Source organism: Dryocola clanedunensis (genome assembly GCF_038405435.1).
Taxonomy (GTDB): domain Bacteria; phylum Pseudomonadota; class Gammaproteobacteria; order Enterobacterales; family Enterobacteriaceae; genus Dryocola; species Dryocola clanedunensis_A.
The window spans coordinates 427,783-452,146 of record NZ_JBBYHZ010000003.1 but is presented as its reverse complement, the minus strand read 5'-3'; the positions used below and the strand labels follow the sequence as shown (position 1 = coordinate 452,146).

Below are 24,364 nucleotides of genomic sequence, written 5' to 3'. Positions count from 1 at the left end.
GACTTTTCGCGATGGCATGGCTAAGCATTACTGAAGGGGAATTAAAGCCAGATCGGTGATTATTTCGGACATACTTTTGGCTCCGGCATCTTAAGAGGCTCTTTAACGGGGTGTTCCGGGTGGCCATAGTTGGCACAGCTGGTGGTCACTTTCACCTCATCACAGGGCAGAAAATGCACCGTGATCCCGCAGATTTCCTGCCCCGTATAGTCCGGTACCGGTACCACCGCGCTGTGCTGCTTATTCTGGGCCTTCATTTTTTTTCCCAGGCCAGGTACTTGGCGTCATCACCAAACCCCGGAAAATCTGCTGAGCCACCCACCCCCGTCTCCCAGTCGATTTTGACCGTCATACCCGGCCGCCATTTCGCTGGCACGCCATAGCAGCAGCCCCCACCACCGCCCTGGTATGGCCCAATGATGTCAATACCGGACTGACCGTCGACGCTGAAATGGTTGATTGCCTCTATGGTTCCGCCCCCTCCCCGGCTTTCCGCGTTCGCCGTCGGCTGGCTACAGCCCGCCAGCAGCAGGGCACCCAGTACCACGAGGTAATGTCGTATTTTCATTTTGCATTCCTTTTATGAAGAAACAGATGACGTGCGTCTTGCTTAGCCATGACTTTTCGCGATGGCATGGCTAAGCATTACTGAAGGGGAATTAAAGCCAGATCGGTGATTATTTCGGACATACTTTTGGCTCCGGCATCTTGAGAGACTCTTTAACGGGGTGTTCCGGGTGGCCATAGTTGGCACAGCTGGTGGTCACTTTCACCTCATCACAGGGCAGAAAATGCACCGTGATCCCGCAGATTTCCTGCCCTGTATAGTCCGGTACCGTTACCACCGCGCTGTGCTGCTTATTCTGGGCCTTTATTTTTTTGGCCCAAGTTAAAAATTTTTGTTCATCGGCATAACCAGGAAAATCCATTGATGATCCCACCCCCGTCTCCCAGTCGATTTTGACCGTCATACCCGGCCGCCATTTCGCTGGCACGCCATAGCAGCAGCCGCCCCCGCCGCCCTGATACGGCCCGATAATATCTATCCCCGACTGACCGTCGACGCTGAAATGATTGATTGCCCATTTGGTATGGTTGATGGCAACAATGGTTCCACCACCGCCCCCCCGGCTTTCCGCGTTCGCCGTCGGCTGGCTACAGCCCGCCAGCAGCAGGGTACCCAGCACCACGAGGTAATGTCGTATTTTCATTTTGCATTCCTTTTATGAAGAAACAGATGACGTGCGTCTTGCTTAGCCGTGACTTTTCGGGATGGCATGGCTAAGCATTACTGAAGGGGAATTAAAGCCAGATCGGTGATTATTTCGGACATACTTTTGGCTCCGGCATCTTGAGAGGCTCTTTGATCGGATGTTCCGGGTGGCCATAGTTGGCACAGCTGGTGGTCACCTTCACCTCATCACAGGGCATAAAGTGCAACGTAATCCCGCAGGTTTTTTGCCCCGTATAGTCCGGTACCGGTACCACCGTGCTGTGCTGCTTATTCTGGGCCTTCATTTTTTTTTCCCAGGCCAGATACTTGGCGTCATCACCAAAGCCAGGGAAACCATCCATATCTCCGACTCCAGTTTCCCAGTCGATTTTGACCGTCATACCCGGCCGCCATTTCGGGGGGACACCATAGCAGCAGCCGCCCCCGCCGCCCTGATACGGCCCGATAATATCTATCCCCGACTGACCGTCGACGCTGAAATGATTGATTGCCCATTTGGTATGGTTGATTGCTTCTATGGTTCCCGCCTTCGCCGTCGGCTGGCTACAGCTCGCCAGCAGCAGGGTAAGCACCACGAGGTAATGTCGTATTTTCATTTTGCATTCCTTGTATGGCTGCTCCTCCGGAAGGCGAGCAGCCACATGATCCCACTTTCAGACTTCTGCTGAAGGCCGTCCGGTCAGTGACCCAATCACCCAATCCTCGCGCTCTTTATCCAGTATCATCCCTTTGGCGGTGGCGGAGAGCATACCTTTGAAGCAGGCAGTAAACCGTTCATCCTGCGAGGCAAATCCGGTAGCGGGAACATCCCGATGGCGAAGCATCAGCTTGACGTCGCAGATGCACATCAGAGCTTCAAACTGGCTATCGCGCAAAGCGATGTTCTGACACTTCTCGTTGATTGCGGGCTGTGCTCCCTGCCCCATCAGCAATCCCGGCTTCTCGTCGAGATCCAGCCAGCTCCAGAACAGTGCCGGACGCTGCAGCTGGAGCTGATGATCCGGTTCCAGAATATGAGAAAACAGATAAGGGAAAATACGGGCATCAAAGAATCTGAACAGCCCTGCACGTCCCTCGTGTGTCGCATCGGTGCAGACAGTTAACCATTCGGCCAGAGTAGTGAAAGGCCAGGGAGAACAGAGCACCAACAGCGGGGCTGTCTTTTGTACTTTCTGAGCCAGCTCAATAAACCACTGCTTCTGGTGGGGATCGTTTAAAGAGATCCTGATTAGCAGCGGCGACTCTTCAGGCAGAGCATCTTCCGGCAAGCCCTGGTAGAGAGACTGCCATACCAGAGGCGGTGAAAAATCACGCAGTACAGGGAGAACGGAAAAATCGATACCGCACTGGTCGAGAATAAAATCGAGGTGGGTCATTTTTATATCAGCGCAGGTTTGCTGAAGCAGATTCACCCAGTCAGTGATATCGGTCTTGTTCATTTATGCCTCCCTTGGCACAAAGCCCTGTGCCAGCCGCTGCGCCTTTTTCAGACACTCTTTGCACACTGACGAAGGCAATTCTGGCAGCGGAAAATCCTCACTCGCCGGGCCCTGTAATTTATGTTGCCCCTTGAGGCTTAACAGTCCTGGACCATGCACGTTGATTTCACCCTGTGGCGTAAGCTTGATGTAAGCGCCACCGCAGGCAAGCGTGATCCCATTCTTTGCCGTCAGCTGCAGATGGCCCTGCGTTGACTGAACGGTGATGTCATTCAGCGAGGTCAGTGACAACGTATCAGCATGAGACTCCATAGCCAGCGGGCCTTTGGCAGATACCAGACGCATCCCTTCCTGTTGAGCAAGGATTGAAATAGCCTGGCTCGCGTTGACCGAATAGCGCTGCGCCGTGCTGATATTCACCTCGCCAAGGCTTTGCAGATACAGCCCCTTCCCGCTGTGCATTAAAGCAGCTTCCGGTGTCACGGCGGCAATCCCTTTCGGCGCAGACATCAGCAGCGTAGATTCTTTAAGCTCACTCGCGCCTGACACAAATTCTTTCAGCGGCTCCGCATCCGGCGAAAAGTTGCGGTGAGACTGGGCAATACTTCCCCACCCGGTCACCTGATTCAGCGCCCCTTTCAGCAGACTGACCGCCGGCTGCATCTCCAGCACCTGGCCCTGTGCTTTCGTCTGACCATCAGCGCTGATGAACAGCCCCTTCTGCGCGCGGATAGCCCCCCAGCTGTCGGTTCTGAGCTCAAAACCCTCACCGCGTTGTTGTTTTTCGCTGTCAACCAGGTGCCCGAGGTTCAGCTGGCTCTTGCCGCCGTACTCCGTGCTGACCTTGATATGTTCTTTACCGCGCTCATCGTCGAGGCGGATTTTGTTGTTCGCAGGCGTCCGCAGGACGTTACGTTTGTAGTTGCGGATGGTGACGTGGTCGCCGTGCGCCGAGTCGTGCAGCACGCCTGCGATGTACGGCCGGTCCGGGTTGCCGTCCTCGAAGCCTATCGCCACCTCCGTGCCCGCCAGCAGCGGCAGGTGCAGGCCGTAAGTGTCGCCGGCGTACGGGCGGGACTGGCGCACCCACAGGCTCTCGAACCCGGTCTCCCAGCTGTCGCGGTCGAACAGCATGCTGACGCGATAGCGGCCGTCTTTATCGATGTGGCCGTAGGTGTCGTTTTCGGTGGTGCTGGTGACGCGGGCCGGTAACGTGCCGGCCATCACCGGACGGGTGCCGGGCTGCGGGCGGAAACTAAAATCAGGGCTGTCCGGGATACCGTCGAAGTGAACGCCAAAGTCCTCATCACGCCGCGCATGGCTGTGCATCGCCGTGATGACCACGCCATGAGCAAATACCCCGGCCACTTCGTACCCGCCGGTCACTTTCAGTACCTGACCCGGAGAGAGGGTCGGGCAGCTGGTGACGGCCCGGGTCTGCGTCTGGCCGTTCAGATAACGCTCATGGCGAATGCGGGCGTAGAACGCCCCGGACTCCGGGGCCGGATGGCGGTCATAGGTATTGCCCTGCGTCAGATAGTTATCGGCCCAGTGATAGGCGTCGCCGTAGGTGGTGGTATCGCCGCGCGTCGCATCGACCCGGGTGTTCATGTCATCCGTGGCCTGGCGGTAGTTGTAATCACGTGTGCTGACCTGCTTCTGCACCACGTTATGATGGCTCTCCATGCCCCAGACCGAGTCCACGCCTTCCGAATGCTGGCCGGACGGCGGCACCGACGGCAGCGTCAGGCCTTTTTCGTAACCCTGCTGGCCGTCGTAAAACTCCACCACGTCGATGTTCAGACGCGTGTCGGTGGTAAAGCGGAACCAGATACCCACCTCACCCAGCAGGCGGGTGATAAAGTGCAGGTCGTCCTCGCCGTACTGCATCACCTGCTCACGGCGCGGGTACTCTTTAGTGAGTGAGAACAGAAAATCCTGACCGCGCATGCTGTGGCGCTCGCGCAGGATTTTTTCCACGATTTGTGGGACCGACATGTCCTGATAGATGGCGTTCTGGTGCGAGCGGTCAAGCAGGGCCAGACGCGGCTGCAGCGTCAGGGCGTAATGGGTCTCGTCCTTCGACGTGCTGAGGCGTTCAAACCCGCTCACCACCCCCTGCATCACCCGCACCGGCTGCTGCATTTTAATGCCGTAACCCTGGTCAACCGGAGCCTGCAGCGTCAGCGATGCGGATTTCATCAGCATCATCTCTTTGCTGATGGCATGGTCCGCACAGGTGAACTCCACCCGGTAGCTGAACGGCCTGCTCAGGGCCTCATCGCCTTCAAACGCCAGCACGTCGAGCTCTGCGTCACACCCTTTGACTGCCAGCAGGTGGTGGTTGTGGCTGAATTTTACAACAGGATTTGTACTCATACTCACTCCCCATCAATGGATGCTGTACCAGTGTCAAACTCCAGCACAATCCCTTCATCTTCATCCCATCCAAGCCGCAGCGACTGCGGTTTCTGTTTCGCAGCCATGTGGGTCAGCAGCTGCTGGCTCAGCACCGGCAGAATTTGCTGGTTCAGCAGGCTGTCGACGTTACGCGCGCCGGTGTCCGGCAGCAGGCAGGCGGCGGTCAGCGCGTCAAACAGGCTCTCATCGATATTGGTTTTCAGGCCATAGTGGCGGCGCAGGCGTTTACTCACCTGCTCCTGCTTCATCTGTACGATGGTGCGCATCGCGGTTTCATTCAGCGGGCGGTAGATCACGGTCTGGAAGCGGGCCAGCAGCGCGGGCTGGAAATGATCGCGCAGGATCGGGCGCAGCAGTACTTGTAGATCGCCTTCGGTGGCTTCCGGCTGTTCATCCAGCAGCTGCATGATGTGGTCGCTACCGAGGTTGGAGGTCATCAGGATGACTGTGTTGCGGAAGTCGATTTCGCGCCCTTCGCCGTCTCGCATAAAGCCGCGGTCGAACACCTGGTAGAAGAGGTTAATGACGTCGCGATGCGCCTTTTCCACTTCATCCAGCAGCACAACGCTGTACGGGCGTTTACGCACCGCTTCGGTCAGGATACCGCCCTGGCCGTAACCGACATAACCCGGAGGAGAACCTTTAAGCTGGGAAACAGTGTGCGGCTCCTGGTACTCAGACAGATTGATGGTGATGAGCGATTTTTCACCGCCGTACAGCACGTCCGCCAGCGTCAGCGCGGTTTCCGTTTTCCCCGTGCCGCTCGGGCCGACCAGCAGGAACACGCCCTGTGGGCCGTTTTCAGAGGTCAGGCCAGTTTTGGCCGCCCGCAGACGCTGCGCAATGGCGTTCAGCGCCACGTCCTGGCCCACCACCCGCCTGCCGATTTCCCCTTCCAGGTTCAGCAGTTCGGTCTGTTCATCCTTCATCAGTGAGGAGAGAGGCACGCCGGTCCAGTCGGCAATTACGTTGGCGATGGTGCGTGTGTCGACATCGACAGATAGCAGAGGGCCGTTTTGTTGCATGTCCGTCAGCTGCTGTTGCAGGTCACGGGTTTCACTCTGGCGGGAGATGTCCTTACGGGTCTCCAGCAGTTGCTCCGTCAGCGAGAGCTCCTGGCCGTACTGCGTCTCGTGCTCATCCAGTTTAACAAAAAGGTTAATTTCTTCCCGTTCGATCGCAGCCAGACGCTCGCCCTGGCTACTGCTTCCGACGGCAATATCCTCCAGCAGCGCCTGCTTCTCGATTGCCAGGGCAGTGATTTGCACGCGCATGCGCGTTAACGGCTCAGGCACGGTATCGAGGCTCATACGTACCCGTGCGGCGGCGGTGTCGAGCAGGTCGACGGCTTTATCCGGCAGCTGACGCCCGGTCAGATAACGACGCGAAAGCGTCACGGCAGCACGGACCGCCGCATCTGTAATGTGCACATGGTGGTGTTCCGCGTAGCGGGATTTCAGGCCTCTGAGCATCAGGCAGGCAGTTTCGTCGTCCGGCTCGTCGACTTTAACCATCTGGAAACGGCGCTCCAGCGCGGCGTCACGTTCAAAGTACTGTTTGTACTCGCTCCAGGTGGTGGCGGCGATGGTGCGAAGTTCGCCCCGCGCCAGCGCAGGTTTCAGCAGATTGGCGGCATCCGCGCCGCCCGCCTGATTGCCCGCGCCGATAATGGTGTGCGCTTCGTCGATAAACAGCAGAACCGGCGTCGGCGACTGCTGCACAGCGTCGATGACGTTTTTAAGGCGCTGTTCAAACTCACCTTTCACGCCCGCTCCCGCCTGCAGCAGGCCAAGATCAAGGGTGCGCAGGCTGACGGTTTTCAGCGATTCAGGCACGTTGCCTTCGGCAATACGCAGCGCCAGCCCCTCTACCAACGCGGTTTTCCCCACGCCCGGCTCGCCGACCAGGATCGGGTTGTTCTTGCGACGACGCGAGAGGATATCCACCATCTGGCGGATTTCGGTATCGCGGCCAAACACCGGGTCGATTTTGCCTTCACGCGCTTTGGCAGTGACGTCGAGGGTAAATTTATCCAGCGCGTTTTGCAGCGCCGGGTTTAGCTCACCGTCTTTTGCCACGCCGCCCTCCGGGGCACCCACTCTTTCCACATCGCCGCCGCTTTGCGCCAGCTCAGCCTCCTGCTGCAGATCCGGGCGCTCTTCGGACTGCGCATCCAGCAGCCCGCGCAGGCGCTCCAGCTGGCTCTGACCCAGCGTCAGCAGTGGCCACAGGCCATCGCATCGCGCCAGCTTCGGCTTGTCGACCAGCGCCATCAGCAGATGGATACTGCGAATATGGTCCTCACCCGCCAGCGAGGCCCGCATCCAGGCCTCCTGCATCAGCGTCTGAATGCTTTGAGACAGCTGTGGACGGCCACGGACAGAGCGCGGCAGGTTATCCAGCCAGCCGAGCAGGTGCTGCCAAAGCGCGTCCATATCCCATTCGTAGCGACGTGCGAGCACCGTGAGGTCGCCCTCACCCTGCTCCAGCAGCTTAAGCAGCCAGTGCTCCGGCAGAATTTCCGCATGCGCTCGGGTCTGGCACAGGGAGGCGGCCCCTTCCATGGCACGGGCACAGTAGGGGTTAAGACGACGCAGGAGGATTGCCGGATTTTCCATGTTTAGTAAACTCGCTGTGTGGGACCTTCAGGCACGCTACCGCCCATCGCTTTTCCTTGCGGAACCTAAAGCGCATCAGGTCAGAATTATCGTTTAGGGAATGTTTTACTCAGTACCCGTCTGGCAGATACTCAGGAAAACTGCGGACAGGTTGCCCCGTCCGCATCGGGCTTACGCCGTAGCGCGTTCGTTCCAGGAATCGGAATGAATGATGTTGCCGTCTTTGTAGGTCCAGGTGATTTTTTCATAACGCAGCTCGATGGTTTCGAGGTGGTTATGCTTCTCAAAGGAAGGGTCCTTAATGTCGTGCATTTTCGGCGCGACTTTCACCAACTTGACGTTCTCCAGTTTGGTGTTGAAGTACTCCACTTCCTGGCCTGCGTCGTTGATTTTGTACCATTTGAATTCGGCGGATTTCAGGGTCTGACCGGTGGTCACCGCCTTGTAGAGGTACGGGCTGGAAGAGTCGATTTCCTTGGTAAACAGGAACGGCGTGTGGATGCGGGTACCGGTCAGCTTGCCGGTGTTGTTGTCGGTCGGGATGTACAGGGTATGCTCCTGAGCCACGACTTCGATGCTGCCTTCACGATCCTGAACGTCCACAGACCCTTTAATGTCCGCACCGCCGTCGTCTTTCAGCCAAAGATAAACAGGAATTGCCATGGGTTTACTCTCCATTGTGTTGTGATACGCCATCATCCTGCGATGGCGTCTGGGGTTTGCCCGGTACCTGACAGGCGTCGGCCTGGGGTACCAGACTGATTTCGACACGACGGTTAAGCGCGCGCCCTTCCGGCGTGTCATTAGTTGCGACCGGGCGGCTTGCGCCATAGCCCTGCACCGCAAAACAGCTTTCCGGCACATCGCCGGTGTCGCGCATCCAGTTACGCACCGATTCGGCACGCTTCAGTGACAGCGGTTGATTGATCTGCTGACTCCCGGTGTTATCGGTATGGCCCGCCACCACAATCAGCCAGCCCGGTCTGGCCTTGATGCCTACCAGGGAGTTAACCAGCACTTTGGTCGAGCCCGTCTTCAGATCCGCTTTGCCGGAGTCGAACAGCGACATGCTGTCGAGACGGATAATTTTCGGTGCTGCTTTAGGTTTTGCCGCTGGTTTGGCTGGCGGTGGCGGGGGGATATAAGAGCGAATTGCTTCCAGGACAGGTAAACGCAGACGTTCGCCCTGAAACAGGCCGAGGCTCATCCGAACCGGTTCACCATTGCGCGCCCAGTAGTCCAACTGAGCTAGATCCTTGCCTAACATAGCGACCGCATCGGCCTTCAGACTGTAGTGATCCATAGAGATTCGGTCATAGCTTGCAATGTCGAAACTTACCCGGCGCAGCAGCTCGCGGTTGTTCCAGCCGCTGCTGAGCAGTGCCGCAATAGCCGCCAGAGTGAAGAGCGTCAGTCCGCAGCGGAACATTTTGCCGCGTGGGGTGAGACCCCGGCCTTCGGGTAGCAGAGGTAGTACGAAATCAGGCAGCAGTGACATTACCGTACTGTCAGTTCCCACGGGCTGCCAGCCCGCTACGTGCTGCATAGCCGTGTGTTGTGTCAGCCAGGCCGTCCAGGCGGAAGTTGCAAGGCTCCCGACGAGAATCGGCCCTATTCCCCACAACACGGCAGCGGGCGCGATGGCGGGCATATCGGGATTCTTGTCCATGAATATTGCTTTCACATGCCGATCTACCCAGCCCATCAGCGTGTTCATCAAAACCTGCTGATGCATGGCCATTGAGCCACCGGTAGTAACCCAGGTTGCAACAGAACAAGGGGCCGAGGAACCGCGCCAGACGCTGACATCCTCCCCTGCAAGAGAGGCCTGCCAGAGCATATCGTTAACCATCGAACTCCCCGCCTGACCGTTCAGCACCAGTGGGACGGAGTGGCCCGTTTTTTTGCGCAACTGGCTAATCTGCCAGCGCAGCGCCAGCAGCTGGCTGGTCAGGCCTTCAACATCGGCATGCTTTTGGGGACAGACATTGACCATCACCGAGAGCTGACGGCCCCACTCCGGACGCTGCCACAGCAGCTGACGCGCCACCTGTTCCAGATCCTGCCCCTCTGCCACCCGGATCCAGCAGCCGTGGGTGACGGTCAGCACCTGTGACTGCTCCGGCCAAGTCTGCGGCAATTCGCCGCAGACCAGCACCACGGGCTGGCGATAGGTAGGCTCTGGCAGATTGTCGAGACATACAGGGGTGTCATGTTCCGTACGACGGCTGACGACATAGCACGCTACGGCAATCAGCACCCAGACGATCGCCAGGATGATCCCCGCTACCAGTCGGGAGACAGGCAGGAAGCCCAGGCAGATTACGCCACTCAGTAGTACCGCCCACAACGCAAGCAGGCGCTGTTGCGCAGGACTCATTTTACCGCCTCCGGTAACAAAGTCGTCAGCAGCTGATCCAGCCAGTGGCTCAGCCCCCACCACAGGGCAGTGAGTATCACAACACAAACGACGAGACGTACCGGCCAGGAAGAGAACCACCCTCCCATACTGTATCCAGTGCGGGCTTCAACCAGTACCGGATGGGTCTGCGGATAGCTGAACGGCGTCACATGCTCGCTGAGGGCTGCAACCAGCTTCTGGCGCTCAGGATCGTTCAGAGAACGGAAGCTACCGAGAAAGCCCAGCATCATGATGCGCTGAAAACAGGTCAGAACGACATTATCCGGTGCGGGCTCATGTAACACCTCGCGCATGCGATCGCATAAAGTGTCACCGGCATCCATCGTGCCCAAAAAATGGCCCAGCAGCGGAATGTCATACCACTGAACGCAGGCATCATCCTGCATCCCGCGCCCTTTTACGGCTTCGTCAAGCAAAGCGCACTGGGCGGTGAGGATATGCTGGCAGCTCACCTCGTCCATCCCACTTTTTTTCAGAGCCTGCTGTACACGCTCAACATCGGCTACGCAGCGATCCCACAGCACCCGACCTTCGCCTTCCTGAAACTGTGGGCCATGACGCAGACTGATGACCTGCAGCCAGGTGTTCTGCAGTAAGGCATCTATATCAATGGACGCGGCAGCGCCGCGTTTATGTTCGCTCATGTTCTGAGTACCGCATAGAGTTCAAGCTCAGGCTCACCCAGCATGCCCGGCGTATAAAACATGCAGCTCCCGCTCTCCAGCATTTCCTGGGCGGCCGGATGGGACAGGTCGAGAGAGAAATACTGGTTTTCAAGACGCAGCGGAATAGCTGCCGGCACGTGACGCAACGGTTTGAGCGGGATCCCTTGACGTGATTTGTTAACCAGGCTGGTCACAAAATCAGGGCTGCCCACTTTGCACTGAAGCGGGAATTGTTCCTGGAGCTGCGCCACTGGGATCTGTGAACGCACGGATAGATAGTAATCAGCGCCTTCACGTAAACGCGGATCCTGCAGTCGGGCCAGCCACTGGCGCAGCCGCTTATCGTGCGTTAGTTCTACGGACACGACTCGCGACGGTAAGCTTGCTTCCAGCAGATCGCCCAGCAGATTAAACAGTGGGGGAAAGACAGCATTCAGCTGGGCATGCTGATAAGCCGGGATGGCGCTTACCTGATGCTCGAGTGAAAACGTCAGCAGGCTGCCGGCCAGGCGGGCAAGCTCAGGATACAGACGCTCAGGTGGGCTTTGCGGGTGACGCTGAAACTGACCAAGCACGGGCTCTGCGCTGTTCAGGGCGTTCAGCAGCCAGAACAGAGAAACGTCCGCCACGGCAAAATCCGCCATCCGTTCGTTACTTTCGCGTCGCATTGCCATCAGGCGTGTCAGCCGGGCACGCAGCTGGGTCATCAACTGCTCAAGCTGCATTATCAACCAGCGGCTGCCCTGCAGGGCCAGCAAAGGAGGCAGAAAAGTATCATCCAGTGTCCAGAGGCCTTGCGTATCCTGGACCAGACGGGCAACCGGGCAGGTCAGATAGTCACTGTTGTTCTGATGCGCAAAGCGCAGCGTCAGTTCAGGATGCATGACGGCAATCTGACGAGTGTCATCACCAAACTGGTTGCGGACGTCCCGCCAGCGCTGTCGGTAACGTACCGGGCGTTCAGCCACCTCTTCTGGAGCCAGGCAGTTACCCCCATTGGCTCGCAGCAGCGGGAGTGCAAGCACGACCACCGCTTCACGAGATTCACTGTCCAGCAACAGCGCTGACGGCAGCGCGTCTGCATTATCGGTATCAATCAGCGTGCCGTCCTCGAAACGGACATGCAGCTGCCGTGCCTGCAGACGTCCCAGTTTCAGCGCATCCGGTTCAAATATTGCCTCGATGACGCCCCAGGGATCGTTGAGCCCCATCCGTGCAATACGTTCAGCAGACCAGGCCGCATACGCGGCCTGCTGCTGGAAGTGCTGGGGCGAGACCATGATCCCTCTGCCCCACAACGGTTGTTCCGTTTTCATCGGCTCCCTGCTCCTGATTACGCTTTCGCCTTCGGCATCTGCGAGACCAGCGACAGGTTGACGTCCATGCCTTCAACCTGGAAGTGCGGTACGGCGTACAGCTTCACGCGGAAGAAACCAGGGTTATCTTCGATATCTTCCACGGTCACCTTCGCATCACGCAGCGGGTGAGACGCCTGCAGATCGTCACCCGGATCGGTCATTTCGGTGACCAGGCCGCGAACCCAGGTATTCAGCTCCAGCTCAAGCAGACGACGGTCTTTGGTCGTGCCGATGTTTTCACGCTGGATTAGCTTCAGATAATGGGCGATGCGCGACAGCAGGAAGATGTACGGAAGACGCGCGTTGATGCGGCTGTTCGCTGTTGCATCTGCGGTGTCGTACAGCGCGGGTTTCTGCGCGGAGTTAGCTGAGAAGAAGCAGGAGTAATCGCGGTTTTTATAATACGACAGCGGGATAAAGCCCAGGTTGGCGAATTCAAATTCACGGGTTTCCGGGATCATCACTTCACTTGGGATTTTCACCTGGTTGCCGGTGCCGAGATCGTACAGGTGGATAGGCAGGTCAGTAACAGCACCTCCCGCCTGAGGTCCACGGATCTGGACACACCATCCATTCTTGATGAAGCTCTTCACCATGTTGGCGGCAAACGCAAACGACGCGTTGGTCCACAGGTATTTCTCGTGATCCGGCCCCTTCACTGCTTCGACGTAGTTGAAGCTGCGCACAGGTACGGTATCCGGGCCATACGGCAGGCGACCCAGCACGCGTGGCATGGTCAGGCCGATATAACGCGAGTCATCTGAGTCACGGAAAGATTTCCATTTGATGTATTCTGCGCGATCAAAGTAGTTACCGATATCTTTGATGGCCGCGACCTCTTCCATGTTCTCTTTGAGGAAGAATTTAGGGCCCACGGCGCCCACAAACGGCATGTGTGCAGAGGCAGCTACCTTTGAGATGTTACGCAGCAGCGCCACGTCCTGGGCCGAAGCGTCAAACTCGTAGTTGGAAATCACCGACCCGATTGGCTCGCCGCCAGGCGTGTCATATTCCTGAATGTAGGTGTGGTGATACAGGCCGCTCTGGATGATTTCAGGGGAATCTTCAAAGTCCTGGCGCAGGTCGTCTTTCGAGACGTCCAGGAGTTCAATTTTCACGTTCTGGCGGAAGTCCGTGCGGTCCACCAGGAACTTCAGGCCACGCCATGCCGACTCCACTTTCTGGAATTCCGGATGGTGCATGACTGCATCCAGCTGACGGGAGATCTGGAAATCCAGTTCGGCAATATGATGGTCGAGCAGCGTTTTATCCAGGCGCTCCACCTTCTGCCCGGATTGCTTCAGGCGTTCGAGGAAAACCTGTACCGCTGCGGTAACGCGCTGGTCAGCGGTTACATCTGCTAATGCGGCGGTATCCTGATATTCATTCAGGTCGCCCAGCGCAGAAACCGGCGTTAAGTTTATTTTTTCAAACAGGGAGGCATAAACACCACCGGCCTGGGCATTTTCCAGAATAGTAGTCTGGCCGGAGGTATTATTTTCAGTTGTGACAGACATAAGCATTCTCTCGCAGTAATCCGTTATTCGGGAGGGTTAAGCTTCTTTCGGAGCCAGAGCGTTTAATTCACCGCGCAGCTCTTCGCTCAGGGAGGGGTCTTTAAGAATATTTTCCAGCTCTTTGCGGAACGTGACGTTATCGAGCAAATTGGATTTAAGATCGCGAAGTAAATTTCGCATTGCCAGCATGGCGCGCAGCTGCGGGATTTGGCGAGCAACCTGCTCCGGCTCAAAATCTTTTACCCCGCTGAAATTAAGCCTGACCGCTTCTTCGCTGCCGTCGCCGGCAAGGGTATTTTCTACAGAAATATTGATGGCGGGTGACAACTCAGAAAGAACGCTATCGAAATTATTCTTATTGATATTAATTTTTTCACGGTCCGATAATGGACGCTGCTCCTGACCGTTGCTGTAATCCCCCATCACCACCAGCTTCAGCGGGAGTTCGACCTTCTTCTGGGCGCCGCCCGTATGGACGTCAAGTTTGATATTTACGCGTGCCTTTGGCACTTCATTCTGAAATGAATCCGACATAACCAGTTCCTTTGTGAAATAGACAAATCCACTGCGTGATGAGCCAGAGATTTTATATTAGGAGGATTCCTATTATCACTGTCCAAAACAATTTGTAAATAAAAAAATCCGTATGAAAATTCCCAATTTTTTATATTTGATAATTTACCCAAAGCTATACAATAAGAATACATTCACACCGTGAATGATTCATTCCCAAACATAATTTTCATAACATTTAAATTCAGGGGCCTTTTTAATACCTTCTACTCTGCGACAAAGCCTGCCGCGCATGATGATAACTCTCCTTAGCAAAGAAGATTTATCGCCCTATAAAGCAGAAAATATATGATATTTTTTCTTAAAAACCTGTTTCCAGGTCCATTATTAGACAAAGAGGGTCTTATTAGTATTCAGCAAATAATTAAGATTCTTATATCAGAAAAAAGGATATTTTCTTAAGGAGTATTAGGAAGGCATCGTCTATTAATGTACGGAGTAATGAATATTGTGGTCAGGGTTTTGAAAAGAGGGTCAACACCTGTCCCGGATGCCAAACCCCGTTAGCTGGAAAGAGGCTTGTTGATATCCGGGACCACAGCAGCGGAAATGACCCGGCCTGATGCGCCGGGACAATCACCGGGGGCTGATTTTAGCTCCCCCGATAGGTTGAATATCCATACTGGCTCAGGAGCAAAGGTATATGAAGCTTTTCGTTCGTCTTAGTCACGTTGAAGATGACGGGGACGGACGGGAAGAAGGTTTTCATGTCATTCGCCTTAAAGTAGTCCCCTACCCTGAACGTCACTTTATAAACTCCTGGCTCCATTTCACCGCTGGTCGGGAAAAGGGATTTAATTCTGCCGTCTGCATCCGTTTTGGAGGTTGCCAGATGCTGCCAGGACGCACTGTCCTGTTTATCCAGCTCAACCACAACGCCCGCTGAAGGGAGGCCAGTCTGCTGATTGAGGATGTGTACGCTCAGCGTTCCTTCGGGTGCGGCAAAAGCACTGAAGCTGAGTAGCGAGATAATTGTAGCCGTTAGGATTTTCATGACGTTAACCTGTTGTTAAGAAGTAACGTAACTATAGAGGCAGTCAGAAAAATTAAAATTAAACTTTTTGTTATATTTCTCTGGGAGTTAGCAGAGTGAAGAGGAAGGAAAAGCTGTGGCGTTCAGGAGCCCCAAAAGCAAAAGGGGTCGCCTTTCGGCAACCCCTTCAGAATGTTGGCGGAAGCGCAGAGATTCGAACTCTGGAACCCTTTCGGGTCGCCGGTTTTCAAGACCGGTCTTAAACCTTTCATTATCAGACGCTTACTCGTCAAAGATGGTATATCTGACCATTTTCACTTGCAATAGAATCAGCACCTTAGCCACTTATTTCAAGTTCATATACCAACATTTTTTCGCTCATCCTTGTTCCGTCTATACTTTCCATTCAACTGGAGGTGACCATGTGCGGACGATTTGCCCAGGCCCAGACGCGTGAGGAATACCTTGCTTATCTCGCAGATGAAGCCGAACGCGACATACCTTACGACCCGGCGCCGATTGGTCGCTACAACGTAGCGCCTGGCACCCGTGTCTTACTACTCTCCGAACGAGATGAATCTTTACACCTCGATCCGGTGATCTGGTCGTACGCGCCGGGATGGTGGGACAAGCCGCCGCTGATTAACGCGCGCGTAGAAACTGCGGCCACCAGCAGGATGTTTAAACCTCTCTGGCAGCATGGCCGGGCGATCTGCTTTGCTGACGGCTGGTTTGAATGGAAAAAAGAAGGCGACAAGAAACAGCCCTACTTCATTCACCGTGCCGACGGGCAACCAATTTTCATGGCAGCAATCGGCAGTTCTCCGTTTGAACGAGGAGACGAGGCGGAGGGCTTTCTGATTGTCACTGCGGCAGCCGACAAGGGCCTGGTTGATATTCATGATCGGCGGCCACTGGTGCTTTCACCAGAAGCAGCCCGTGAATGGATGAGGCAGGATATTGGTGGTAAAGCGGCGGAGGAAGTAATCGAGGACGGTGCGGTAGCGGCAGACAAATTTATCTGGCATCCCGTAACGCGGGCGGTAGGCAACGTTAAAAACCAGGGGCCTGAGCTCGTCGAGCCAGTTACCTGACCACCAGCAAATCGGTATAGCGGGTAGTGTATCGAGGCGACAGCATCTCCCGCTTCATCTGCCAGTTCTGATGAACACCCTGTCCGGCAAAATACAGCGTGCCACGACCGTCTTTATGGTTGAGATGGTCCAGCACTTTCATCAGTTCCTCGCTGTTTCGTTTAGGCGCGTTGTCATCGAAGAGATTAAGCTGAGCAACCCCCTGGCTGAAGAAGTCACCCAGCATTATCCCCGCTTTCTGATAGCGATGACCATCTCGCCAAACAGCATCCAGGCAGCGCGTAGCCGCGGTGATGATGTCCCGAGTGTCCTGTGTCGGGGTGAGCAGCTTCACAGCAGCCTGATTGCCATAGTACGGTTCGTTTAAAGCGAAGGGGCTGGTTTTGACGAAAGCAGATATGTGTCGGCAGTACTGGTGTTCACCCCGCAGTTTTTCAGCGGCGCGGGATGCATAGCTGCAAATCGCCTGGCGCATCTGTTCGTACTCAGTCACCCGCTCCCCGAAACTGCGGCTACAGACAATTTCCTGCTTTGTCGGAGCGAACTCTTCAAGGCCCAGGCAGGGCTCGCCGCGCAGCTCCCGAACGGTGCGCTCGAGCACAACGTTGAAATGCTTTCTGATAAACCGGATATCTGTGTCGGCAAGCTGAAGCACCGTCTTGATGCCCATTGCCTCGAGTTTTTTTGATATACGGCGCCCCACTCCCCACACTTCATCGACCGGCAGCGCGGCCATAAGTTTGCGCTGGCGATCGAGATTCGAAAGATCAACAACTCCGCCAGTCTGCCGTTGCCACTTCTTCGCTGCGTGATTTGCAAGCTTGGCCAGCGTCTTCGTCTGCGCTATGCCTACGCCGACAGTAAGATGTGTCCTCTTCAAAACTGTGGCGCGAATCTCCCGCCCGAACTCGTTCAAGTCTCGACAATTTCGCACGCCGGTCAGGTCACAAAATGCTTCATCGATCGAATAAATCTCGCAGCGCGGGCTCATCTCCTCGAGCGTCGTCATTACACGATTCGACATATCAGCGTACAGCTCGTAATTAGAACTGAAGCAAACAACACCGTGCCGACGGAACAAATCGCGCTGCTTGAAAAACGCCTCTCCCATCTTGATGCCCAGGGCTTTCGCTTCCGCGCTACGCGCAATGACGCAGCCATCGTTATTCGATAGTACGACTACAGGCCGCCCCTTCAGATCTGGCCTGAACGCAGTCTCGCAACTTGCATAGAATGAGTTAACATCGCACAGCGCGAACATGATCAGCCTGCAGATTTGACGATATATGTCACGACACCGAAGATTTCCAGATCCTCTTCAGTGCCGATAATGATGGGATGATATGCCGGGTTCAGGGGATTCAGCTGCACGGTTGGGCGCAGCTGCAGCTGCTTTACTGTGAACTCGCCACTTACAGCCGCAATAACTATGCTGCCATGCTCAGCGGTGCGGGAACTGTCCACAACAAGGAGATCCCCGTCGCTTATACCGCCGTCAATCATCGAGTCGCCTGCCGCTTTGACAAAATAGGTAGATGTCGGATGCGATACAAGGAGCTCATTGAGGTCGATCCGCTGCTCCACATAGTCTTGTGCGGGCGAGGGAAACCCGCATTGCACCAGGTCGCTGAAAAGTGGCAACAAGGTGATCGGGCGAAGCTCTGCTGGTTGATAAAATTCCATGATGAAAGACCTCTAAACATTCACTGTATTTATATACAGTAGATTTTTATCTTCTCTCGATCAAGTCCCCCGCTTCGCTTGTGATGGCCTTCCCTTATGCTGAGTTCTTCAAATCTTATTATCAATTATGGCATTACTTGCAATGTAAATTTTTCATCTCTTTTCTGAATGTCGATTTATTGCTCATAGTCATAAAAGTAATTTTGGCGCAGATGGACGTTCAGCCAACCAGTTGAATCGACGTTCGGCTTGATATGCCCGCTAATTCAGTCGATTAATACTACTGACCGGGTGAAGCCGTTTTTAGATTTATTATTTCGGATTCCATTTGAGTGACTTTTGCTGCCAGCTCCTTGATGGCTTCAACGCAAAGCGCTGCGACGCCAGTATACTCCACTGTATAGCTTCGCATGGAGTCATCACGAGCCCGGACAAGTCTTCTGGTTAATATTGTTTCCCCTCTTTCGTTCGTCTCCTCTACAGTTTCATATTGGTCTTGATCATCAAAGACCGACCCAATTGCCTCGGGTAATATCTCCATCAGTTCCTGAGCAATAACCCCGGCTGACGGAACCTGGCTATCCTTCCACTGGAACGTAACTCCTCTGATTTTGGCGATTTTGCTTAAAGGATCTTCTATTTCCTCAACGTTTTCTTTTTTATCTATATCAGATGTCTGTTGGACGTTGACACACATGACTGTGCCAGGGAATGAACTGTTACCGTTTTGAAGAAACTGAAAATAGCGGGGTGTCTGGTTGCTGGCCGTAGAAATCGTTACATCACCAGCCCTTTCCTGATAAATCTGCGCGTATGTTAAATTGTTACCCTGGCCAGCCTGGAAATTTATAAAAGTTGGCCACCCTCCGCTTGGGTTAGGGCCCCTTAAATTCAGATACCCCTCGATATTAACCGATCCACTAATATCACCTCCCGTTTTACCATGGACGGTGCCCAGCCTGCCGTCATTCCCTTGTGCTACTGTGCCCGCTACACTTCCGTATCCTAAACCGAGGTTTGAGCGGGCATCCGCGGCGGTTGTTGCGCCAGTTCCACCCTGTGATAGCGGTACAGCTCCGTTAGCTCCCTTCTGCGCCAATTTACCCAATGCAGGGATGGAAAGACTTACCCCGTTAATCGTAACCGTCACGTTCTGATTAGCCGTTGTTGAGGCAAAGGATTCCCATGCGCCAATATTTTCATCGTACTCGTTAATGAGCTGCGAAATACTCTGCGCAAGGCCGTCAACGGACAAGCTGTCTGTTACCAGAATCCCGTATTTCTGCCCGCTCAGGGCTGGCGATGCTGCTGGTGTAACGGCCAGGGATGTTGCGCTGTTTATCGCTGTAATCTGGAAAAGCTGAACAGGATTCGAAAGCACGATTATCGTCTGGCCGGTACGGATCTGACTCGCTGGCGCTGTCCAGTTCGTACCGGTGCCAGTGGCCATATTTCCGCTTATAGAAACCGTTCCTGCGTTATAAATCATATTATCTCCGGGCATAAAAAAACCCGCACTCGGCGGGTTGATATTAATTGGTTAATTTATTCACATGTTGAATGAGTAAAATTGCTCTTGCTGATGTACTGCCAGTTAAACGGATAACCAGCTTTATATTTTGTCTGTCCGTTAATTTTTTTAACGTCATAAATTTGCACCGTCGAGCTCTGCCCACCCACTACCGCTGTGGCCGTGCATACTGGTTGCTGGCGCTCAAGCATGCCTGAACAACCGGACAGCACAAAGACTGCAAGAGCAATTGCAATATATCTTTTCATCATTCATCCGCATTGAATATATTATTTAAAATGAACATATCAGTATCAGAAAGATAATGACAATTGGTTACATAGATCAATTGCGCGCAATTGATCGGTTAAAACGATCAATTTATTAATCGTAATTATCTAGATTCAGCGCATATACTCGATTACGCATATTGTGATAAGTAACGTTTTGTGTCCCAGATGGTGGCGGTCCATTTGATGTGGCTACATGAATAATCGTATTACTGCCATTCCACACAGCGGAGAAAAAATACTGTGATGAGTACGGCCTGACACCGCCGGAAGTAATAACACCAGTGACCAGACCACACATAGACGGCACAATGCCAACCTTCCCGGAACGGGAAACGTTAATGTTAAATCCCCCATCCGTATCACTGCCGTTTGTCCCGATGGCCTCGATATCCGTCAACACACGCGTTTCGTTCGTGAGAATGCAGGTTCCCTGCTCATCCCAGATAGCGATCCCCCAGGAAGGCAATGGCTGTGCAAATATCGTGAAGAAATAAACGTGAACGGTACCGGCCCCGGTCGGTTTGCTGGCTGACACTATGCAGCTATTGCCGGACACCGTATAGCTCAGCACGCAGTTAACGGTCGCGCATACAAATGGTATGACAGGGCGTCCGGCGGGTATGACCTGCGATACTGTCGTAATTTCACCTGAGCCTGTCCTTAATGCCACTGATTGTTTACCAATCAGCGCCAGGGGGATCGATTGCGGTGTGATAAAAGGCGCGCCGGTATCTGTGGTCAGTAATGCTCCCCAATCAGCCATTACGCAGCCCTCAGGAATGCAATAACAAACCCGGCGATTGCCGGGTAGGTGTTTGTGCCGAAGTTGTCATCTGCCGCTGCGCCGATCGAGATATTTCCGCCAGATACGGTAACGGTCCTGCGGGTCTGGGTGTACGTTTCGCCGGAGCAAACCTGCAGCACGTCCATGACGAATCCGGCTGGCACAGGATAGGATACAGATCCCGATTGTTGATTCTGCCCTACAGCAAAAAAACCGACTACGCTCACCGGCACCAGCCCATAGTTATTTGGCTTGCCGTTCGCATCCCACGTCTGAATTCCCCATGTCATCAGAAGACCCCCGTAATTTTACCAATCTGAACTCTGAGCGTCTGGTTTTCATCTCGAATACTGGTTGTCACATTTGTCTCCTTTTTAGCTCCGGCACCGTCTGTACCAAAGTTTTCAAACGTACCGCCTTTATCCAGTTTCCACCCGGCAGAACCTGCAACATAGTTGTTCGACTGTATAAAATTGCCAATCTTCGCGTTACTGATTGTACCGTCCTGGATAAACGTATCTCGGATAAACGTCTGTCCGTTCTGAATAACAAACGGCAATGCAACGGTAGCCCCGGCTTGAGTTGTAACGGCGAAGCGGTCAGCAAGGAAAATGACCTGCGACTGCATGCCACCGGGAGTGTTCTCGACGCCAATCCCCATGCCCGCAGCGTAATACTGACCGTTGGCGGCGACACCAACCTTGATGTTGTACATCGCGTTGATATTGCCGTTAATGTCCGCCACTGCAGTCGCGGTCTGAGTAATAGCTGCGGTCTGGCCGTTTACCGTCACTGTGAGGGAGTTTATTTTCGTGGCCGAGGCCTGGGTGAAGTCAGTCAGCGTTTCAGTCAGGTCAGTTGCGTTTGAGATATTGCCGCCAGCAGAAGCATCCAGCGTGACCAGAGCCCGGGCTACCGCCTGACTGGTATCGGCAATCGTGGTATCGATACGGTCAATGCTGGCGCTGTTGCCCGAGTTTGTTGCCGTCTGAGAGCGACGACTCGTTACCTGAGCGAGACTGTTCTGGATGACGGCAATAGAGGAGTTTTTAACGCCGCCGGACATGCCGTCCATCGACACGCTGATTTCATCGATTTTTACGGCCGCCTGCGCCAGACCGTCCGCATTCTGCTGAATCTCTTGCGCCTGCTGCTCCAGTTCGTCGGCGTTCTGCTTGATGTCGTCGACCATGCCAGCAATTTTTTCATTGCTGTCCACAGCGTTTTCAATCAGATCCTGGAACACCTCAGAGCCTTTCATATCCTCCAGAATGGCGTCAGTGATATCTGATACATCAATGCTGGCCTGACCGCGCACCCACTCCGTATAACCGGACTCGTTGCCTGTTTTATCGACCAGCTGTGCGCGATACCAGAAAATCTGCCCGGCTTTCAGGCCCATCTGCTGATATTTTCGTTGCGGGTAAGGCACATCGGCCAGCAACATCGCATCGTCATCGGTTCCGGTCAGGCTGTACTGAACCTCCGTTTTCAGCGTATCACCTGTGTTCTCAGGGAACCCCCAGTTCAGCTCAATGCCAAACACAACGTTATCCGAGGCGGTGAAGCCTACCGGTTTCGGCGGGTTGCCCACTTTACCCGTCAGCGTCTTTTCTTCCGAGTAACCCCAGCCGCTGGAAATCTCGGCGGCATTAATGGCCCGTACGCGGACAAGATAGCGACCGGCATACACCCCGGGCACATCAAAAGACGTGGTCGAGCTGCGCGGCACATTCACCCAGTTTCCTTCGTTCCTGCGCCACTGGGCCTCATAAGCGATGGCGTTCGCAGCCTGGTCCCAGCTGACGCGCATCGTTTCCGTGCTGATGTTCTGCTGCACGACAGAAAACGAACTGATGACGATGTTATCCGGCGGGAACTGATTGCCCGGCGGGATGACGCTGATAGGACGTTCGTCAATCAGCGCACCGGTATCGATACGGGCAAACTTATCGGGATCGTAATAGGCTCCTGAGATTGTGAATGTGCCGTCGTTATTGTCAGCCACGCTTAACACACGATACTGCTGCGCGTAGAGCTCGTCAGATTCCACCACCCAGACGCTTTCGGACTGCGGCGTTTCGCTGTATGCCACGGTCACCGTCACGAGGTTATCGTTTATTGCCTGAATTGTTCTGCTCTGAGCAGCGCCGGACGGCAGGTTAAGGATAAGGCGGTCGCCCGCTGCGGCGTCAGGTTTACGGTCGAGGGTAATAACCCGTCCATTCACCGCGCTGATGCGTCCGCCGGTCACCTTGCCTGACAGCATTTCATCGGCGACGGCAATAACATATCCCGGCTGCGGGATCATCCCGTCCAGACCGACAGAGAATGTGATCATACGGTCTTTGTTGTTGGTCAGGATGCCCCAGCGCCCCTTGCGATTTGCTTCGCTCTGCCGGGTGCAGCCGATTGCAGTCAGCTCGAGCTGGTTGAACCCGTAGCGTGCTACCAGCTCCTGTTCAAATACCGCCTCCATCGCGTCTGCGTAGGCATTGTCAGGATCGGACCACGAGACAAGGGCGGTTGTATAACGAGTTTTGGTCGTGCTGCTCGAGTAGGTGAACTGTCCATCGATAACGTTGGCGCGGGTGTAGCTGTAATCGATATCGCGGGGCATATCCGCCAGGGTGACAATCTGATTACCGCCCCAGGTTGTCATGCCCCTGAAGATGGCAACAAAATCCCGCAGCACGGTGTACGCGTCGTTTCGATTCTGAACGTACACGTTGCAGATATAGCGCGGTTCAGTCCCGTTACCGCCCTTCCCGTCCGGAACGGGCTGATCGCAATATTGCGCGATCTGGTAAAGCATCCATTTATCGATGTTTGCGGCGGTCAGGCGGTTACCGAGGCCGAAGCGGTCGGTGACCACAAGATCGTAAAAAATCCACGCTGGGTTATCCGTCCATGCCCACTTAAACGCACCAGTCCATGTACCGCTATAAGTGCGGGTTTCAGGGTCGTAAGTATCAGGCACGCGGATCACACGCCCGCGTGGCTTGCATGAAATAGGCGGAATGCTGCCATTGAACTGGCTTGAGTCGAATTCGATATAAAGCAGCGCGGTATTTGGGTATCGCAGTTTGGCGTCTATCACTTCTGTGTAGCTTTGCAGCGTCATCACATCGCCAATCTTTGCGCTGTTCGCATCAGCGGTGATCTTCCGGAGCCTTACGGTCCAGGTGCTACCCGCCGTCGGTAGGTCAATGCGATGGCTTCGCTCATATCCCGACGTGGTTTTACCGGTTACTGCCGTATCGATTACCGTTGTCCAGGTCCCGCCGTCGGTCTGCAAATCTACTGCGTACTTGATGGAATACCCCACCAGATCGCCGTCATCCTCCTGGTTAAACAAAGAAGGCCATTTCAGGCGCAGGCGAACGGCAGACAACTGGGTGTTGGTAAACGTGTGAGTCCATGCCGTGGCGCTGGATACCTCGGTACCTACGTTTATTTCGTTCTCGGTACCGGGCATGCCCTGAATATACTGCTGTGCCTGAGAGCCGGATCTGAATTCCCACGCTACGCCGCTAAAGTTCGCTGAGCCGTCGGCGTTCTCCAGCGGAGTTCCGTCAAGGAAGATACTCTGACCGTCAAGGCCACCAGCAAATTCACCTTCGCCCAGCGCGATAAGCAGCTTCGCTTTAGCGATTGACTGTAAATCGTCCGGCTGTTCAGTCGGGGTGCGGGAGGATGATCCGCCGCCTTTGCGCCCTTTGATGATGTTCTTTGCCATATTGTGCCCATAAAAAAACCGCCCGGAGGCGGTTAATTGAA

Annotated in this window: 20 protein-coding genes, 1 tRNA gene and 1 pseudogene; 1 reads left to right on the top strand and 21 read right to left on the bottom strand. The window is 54.6% G+C overall.

The features are described from left to right. Nucleotides 1-59: 59 nt before the first annotated feature. The 14 genes and pseudogenes from AAE045_RS09765 to AAE045_RS09700 form a co-directional block, all read right to left on the bottom strand. Nucleotides 60-568, bottom strand: a pseudogene (locus AAE045_RS09765) (DUF3304 domain-containing protein). 109 nt (nucleotides 569-677) lie between these two features. Further along, nucleotides 678-1,211: a DUF3304 domain-containing protein gene (locus AAE045_RS09760; protein ID WP_455547547.1), complete on the bottom strand. Its 534-nt coding sequence runs from the start codon at nucleotides 1,209-1,211 to the stop codon at nucleotides 678-680. 109 nt (nucleotides 1,212-1,320) lie between these two features. Continuing rightward, complete coding sequence (locus tag AAE045_RS09755) at nucleotides 1,321-1,830, bottom strand: DUF3304 domain-containing protein (protein ID WP_455547546.1); 510 nt, start codon at nucleotides 1,828-1,830, stop codon at nucleotides 1,321-1,323. 57 nt (nucleotides 1,831-1,887) lie between these two features. Then, a complete protein-coding gene (locus AAE045_RS09750) occupies nucleotides 1,888-2,673 on the bottom strand; it encodes a DUF4123 domain-containing protein (RefSeq protein WP_455547545.1) in 786 nt (261 codons plus the stop codon). Then, nucleotides 2,674-5,052: a type VI secretion system Vgr family protein gene (locus tag AAE045_RS09745; RefSeq protein ID WP_455547544.1), complete on the bottom strand. Its 2,379-nt coding sequence runs from the start codon at nucleotides 5,050-5,052 to the stop codon at nucleotides 2,674-2,676. Between the two features lie 2 nt (nucleotides 5,053-5,054). Beyond that, nucleotides 5,055-7,712, bottom strand: coding sequence for a type VI secretion system ATPase TssH (gene tssH / locus AAE045_RS09740; protein ID WP_455547543.1), 2,658 nt, complete (start codon nucleotides 7,710-7,712; stop codon nucleotides 5,055-5,057). Between the two features lie 171 nt (nucleotides 7,713-7,883). Next, entirely contained in the window at nucleotides 7,884-8,375 is a 492-nt protein-coding gene (hcp, locus tag AAE045_RS09735) for a type VI secretion system effector Hcp (protein WP_455547542.1), read from the bottom strand. Between the two features lie 4 nt (nucleotides 8,376-8,379). Then, complete coding sequence (locus AAE045_RS09730) at nucleotides 8,380-10,092, bottom strand: OmpA family protein (protein WP_455547541.1); 1,713 nt, start codon at nucleotides 10,090-10,092, stop codon at nucleotides 8,380-8,382. Next, nucleotides 10,089-10,778 (bottom strand): type VI secretion system protein TssL, short form, encoded by a 690-nt coding sequence (gene tssL / locus AAE045_RS09725; protein WP_455547540.1) that lies wholly within the window; start codon nucleotides 10,776-10,778, stop codon nucleotides 10,089-10,091. The genes AAE045_RS09730 and tssL overlap by 4 nt, the downstream gene beginning before the upstream one ends. After that, nucleotides 10,775-12,115: a type VI secretion system baseplate subunit TssK gene (tssK, locus tag AAE045_RS09720; protein WP_455547539.1), complete on the bottom strand. Its 1,341-nt coding sequence runs from the start codon at nucleotides 12,113-12,115 to the stop codon at nucleotides 10,775-10,777. The genes tssL and tssK overlap by 4 nt, the downstream gene beginning before the upstream one ends. Nucleotides 12,116-12,132: 17 nt before the next feature. Next, nucleotides 12,133-13,680, bottom strand: coding sequence for a type VI secretion system contractile sheath large subunit (gene tssC / locus AAE045_RS09715; RefSeq protein ID WP_455547538.1), 1,548 nt, complete (start codon nucleotides 13,678-13,680; stop codon nucleotides 12,133-12,135). A 30-nt stretch (nucleotides 13,681-13,710) separates the two neighbouring features. After that, nucleotides 13,711-14,208, bottom strand: a complete 498-nt coding sequence (gene tssB, locus AAE045_RS09710) for a type VI secretion system contractile sheath small subunit (RefSeq protein WP_455547537.1) — start codon at nucleotides 14,206-14,208, stop codon at nucleotides 13,711-13,713. A 631-nt stretch (nucleotides 14,209-14,839) separates the two neighbouring features. After that, nucleotides 14,840-15,241, bottom strand: a complete 402-nt coding sequence (uraH, locus tag AAE045_RS09705; RefSeq protein WP_455547536.1) for a hydroxyisourate hydrolase — start codon at nucleotides 15,239-15,241, stop codon at nucleotides 14,840-14,842. 175 nt (nucleotides 15,242-15,416) lie between these two features. After that, a tRNA-Ser gene (locus AAE045_RS09700) sits at nucleotides 15,417-15,506 on the bottom strand. A gap of 136 nt (nucleotides 15,507-15,642) precedes the next feature. On the opposite strand from AAE045_RS09700, the gene AAE045_RS09695 reads away from it, so the two are divergent. After that, the gene (locus AAE045_RS09695; RefSeq protein WP_455547535.1) at nucleotides 15,643-16,314 is read left to right on the top strand and encodes an SOS response-associated peptidase; all 672 of its coding nucleotides are present in this window, start codon (nucleotides 15,643-15,645) and stop codon (nucleotides 16,312-16,314) included. Here the strand turns inward: AAE045_RS09695 and AAE045_RS09690 are convergent. The 7 genes from AAE045_RS09690 to AAE045_RS09660 form a co-directional block, all read right to left on the bottom strand. After that, nucleotides 16,307-17,575 carry a Y-family DNA polymerase gene (locus AAE045_RS09690; protein ID WP_455547534.1) on the bottom strand — a complete coding sequence of 423 codons (1,269 nt, stop codon included), beginning with the start codon at nucleotides 17,573-17,575 and terminating at the stop codon, nucleotides 16,307-16,309. The two genes, AAE045_RS09695 and AAE045_RS09690, sit on opposite strands and share 8 nt — an antisense overlap. A 2-nt stretch (nucleotides 17,576-17,577) precedes the next feature. Beyond that, a complete protein-coding gene (locus AAE045_RS09685) occupies nucleotides 17,578-17,997 on the bottom strand; it encodes a translesion error-prone DNA polymerase V autoproteolytic subunit (protein WP_455547533.1) in 420 nt (139 codons plus the stop codon). Between the two features lie 280 nt (nucleotides 17,998-18,277). Then, nucleotides 18,278-19,486 carry a tail fiber domain-containing protein gene (locus AAE045_RS09680; RefSeq protein ID WP_455547532.1) on the bottom strand — a complete coding sequence of 403 codons (1,209 nt, stop codon included), beginning with the start codon at nucleotides 19,484-19,486 and terminating at the stop codon, nucleotides 18,278-18,280. 56 nt (nucleotides 19,487-19,542) lie between these two features. Continuing rightward, the gene (cor, locus tag AAE045_RS09675; RefSeq protein WP_455547531.1) at nucleotides 19,543-19,776 is read right to left on the bottom strand and encodes a phage exclusion lipoprotein Cor; all 234 of its coding nucleotides are present in this window, start codon (nucleotides 19,774-19,776) and stop codon (nucleotides 19,543-19,545) included. Nucleotides 19,777-19,891: 115 nt separating this feature from the next. Further along, a complete protein-coding gene (locus tag AAE045_RS09670; protein ID WP_455547530.1) occupies nucleotides 19,892-20,563 on the bottom strand; it encodes a hypothetical protein in 672 nt (223 codons plus the stop codon). Further along, nucleotides 20,563-20,874: a hypothetical protein gene (locus AAE045_RS09665; RefSeq protein ID WP_455547529.1), complete on the bottom strand. Its 312-nt coding sequence runs from the start codon at nucleotides 20,872-20,874 to the stop codon at nucleotides 20,563-20,565. Before AAE045_RS09665 ends, AAE045_RS09670 begins: the two co-directional genes overlap by 1 nt. After that, nucleotides 20,874-24,323, bottom strand: coding sequence for a host specificity protein J (locus AAE045_RS09660; protein WP_455547528.1), 3,450 nt, complete (start codon nucleotides 24,321-24,323; stop codon nucleotides 20,874-20,876). Before AAE045_RS09660 ends, AAE045_RS09665 begins: the two co-directional genes overlap by 1 nt. Between the last annotated feature and the right edge of the window lie 41 nt (nucleotides 24,324-24,364).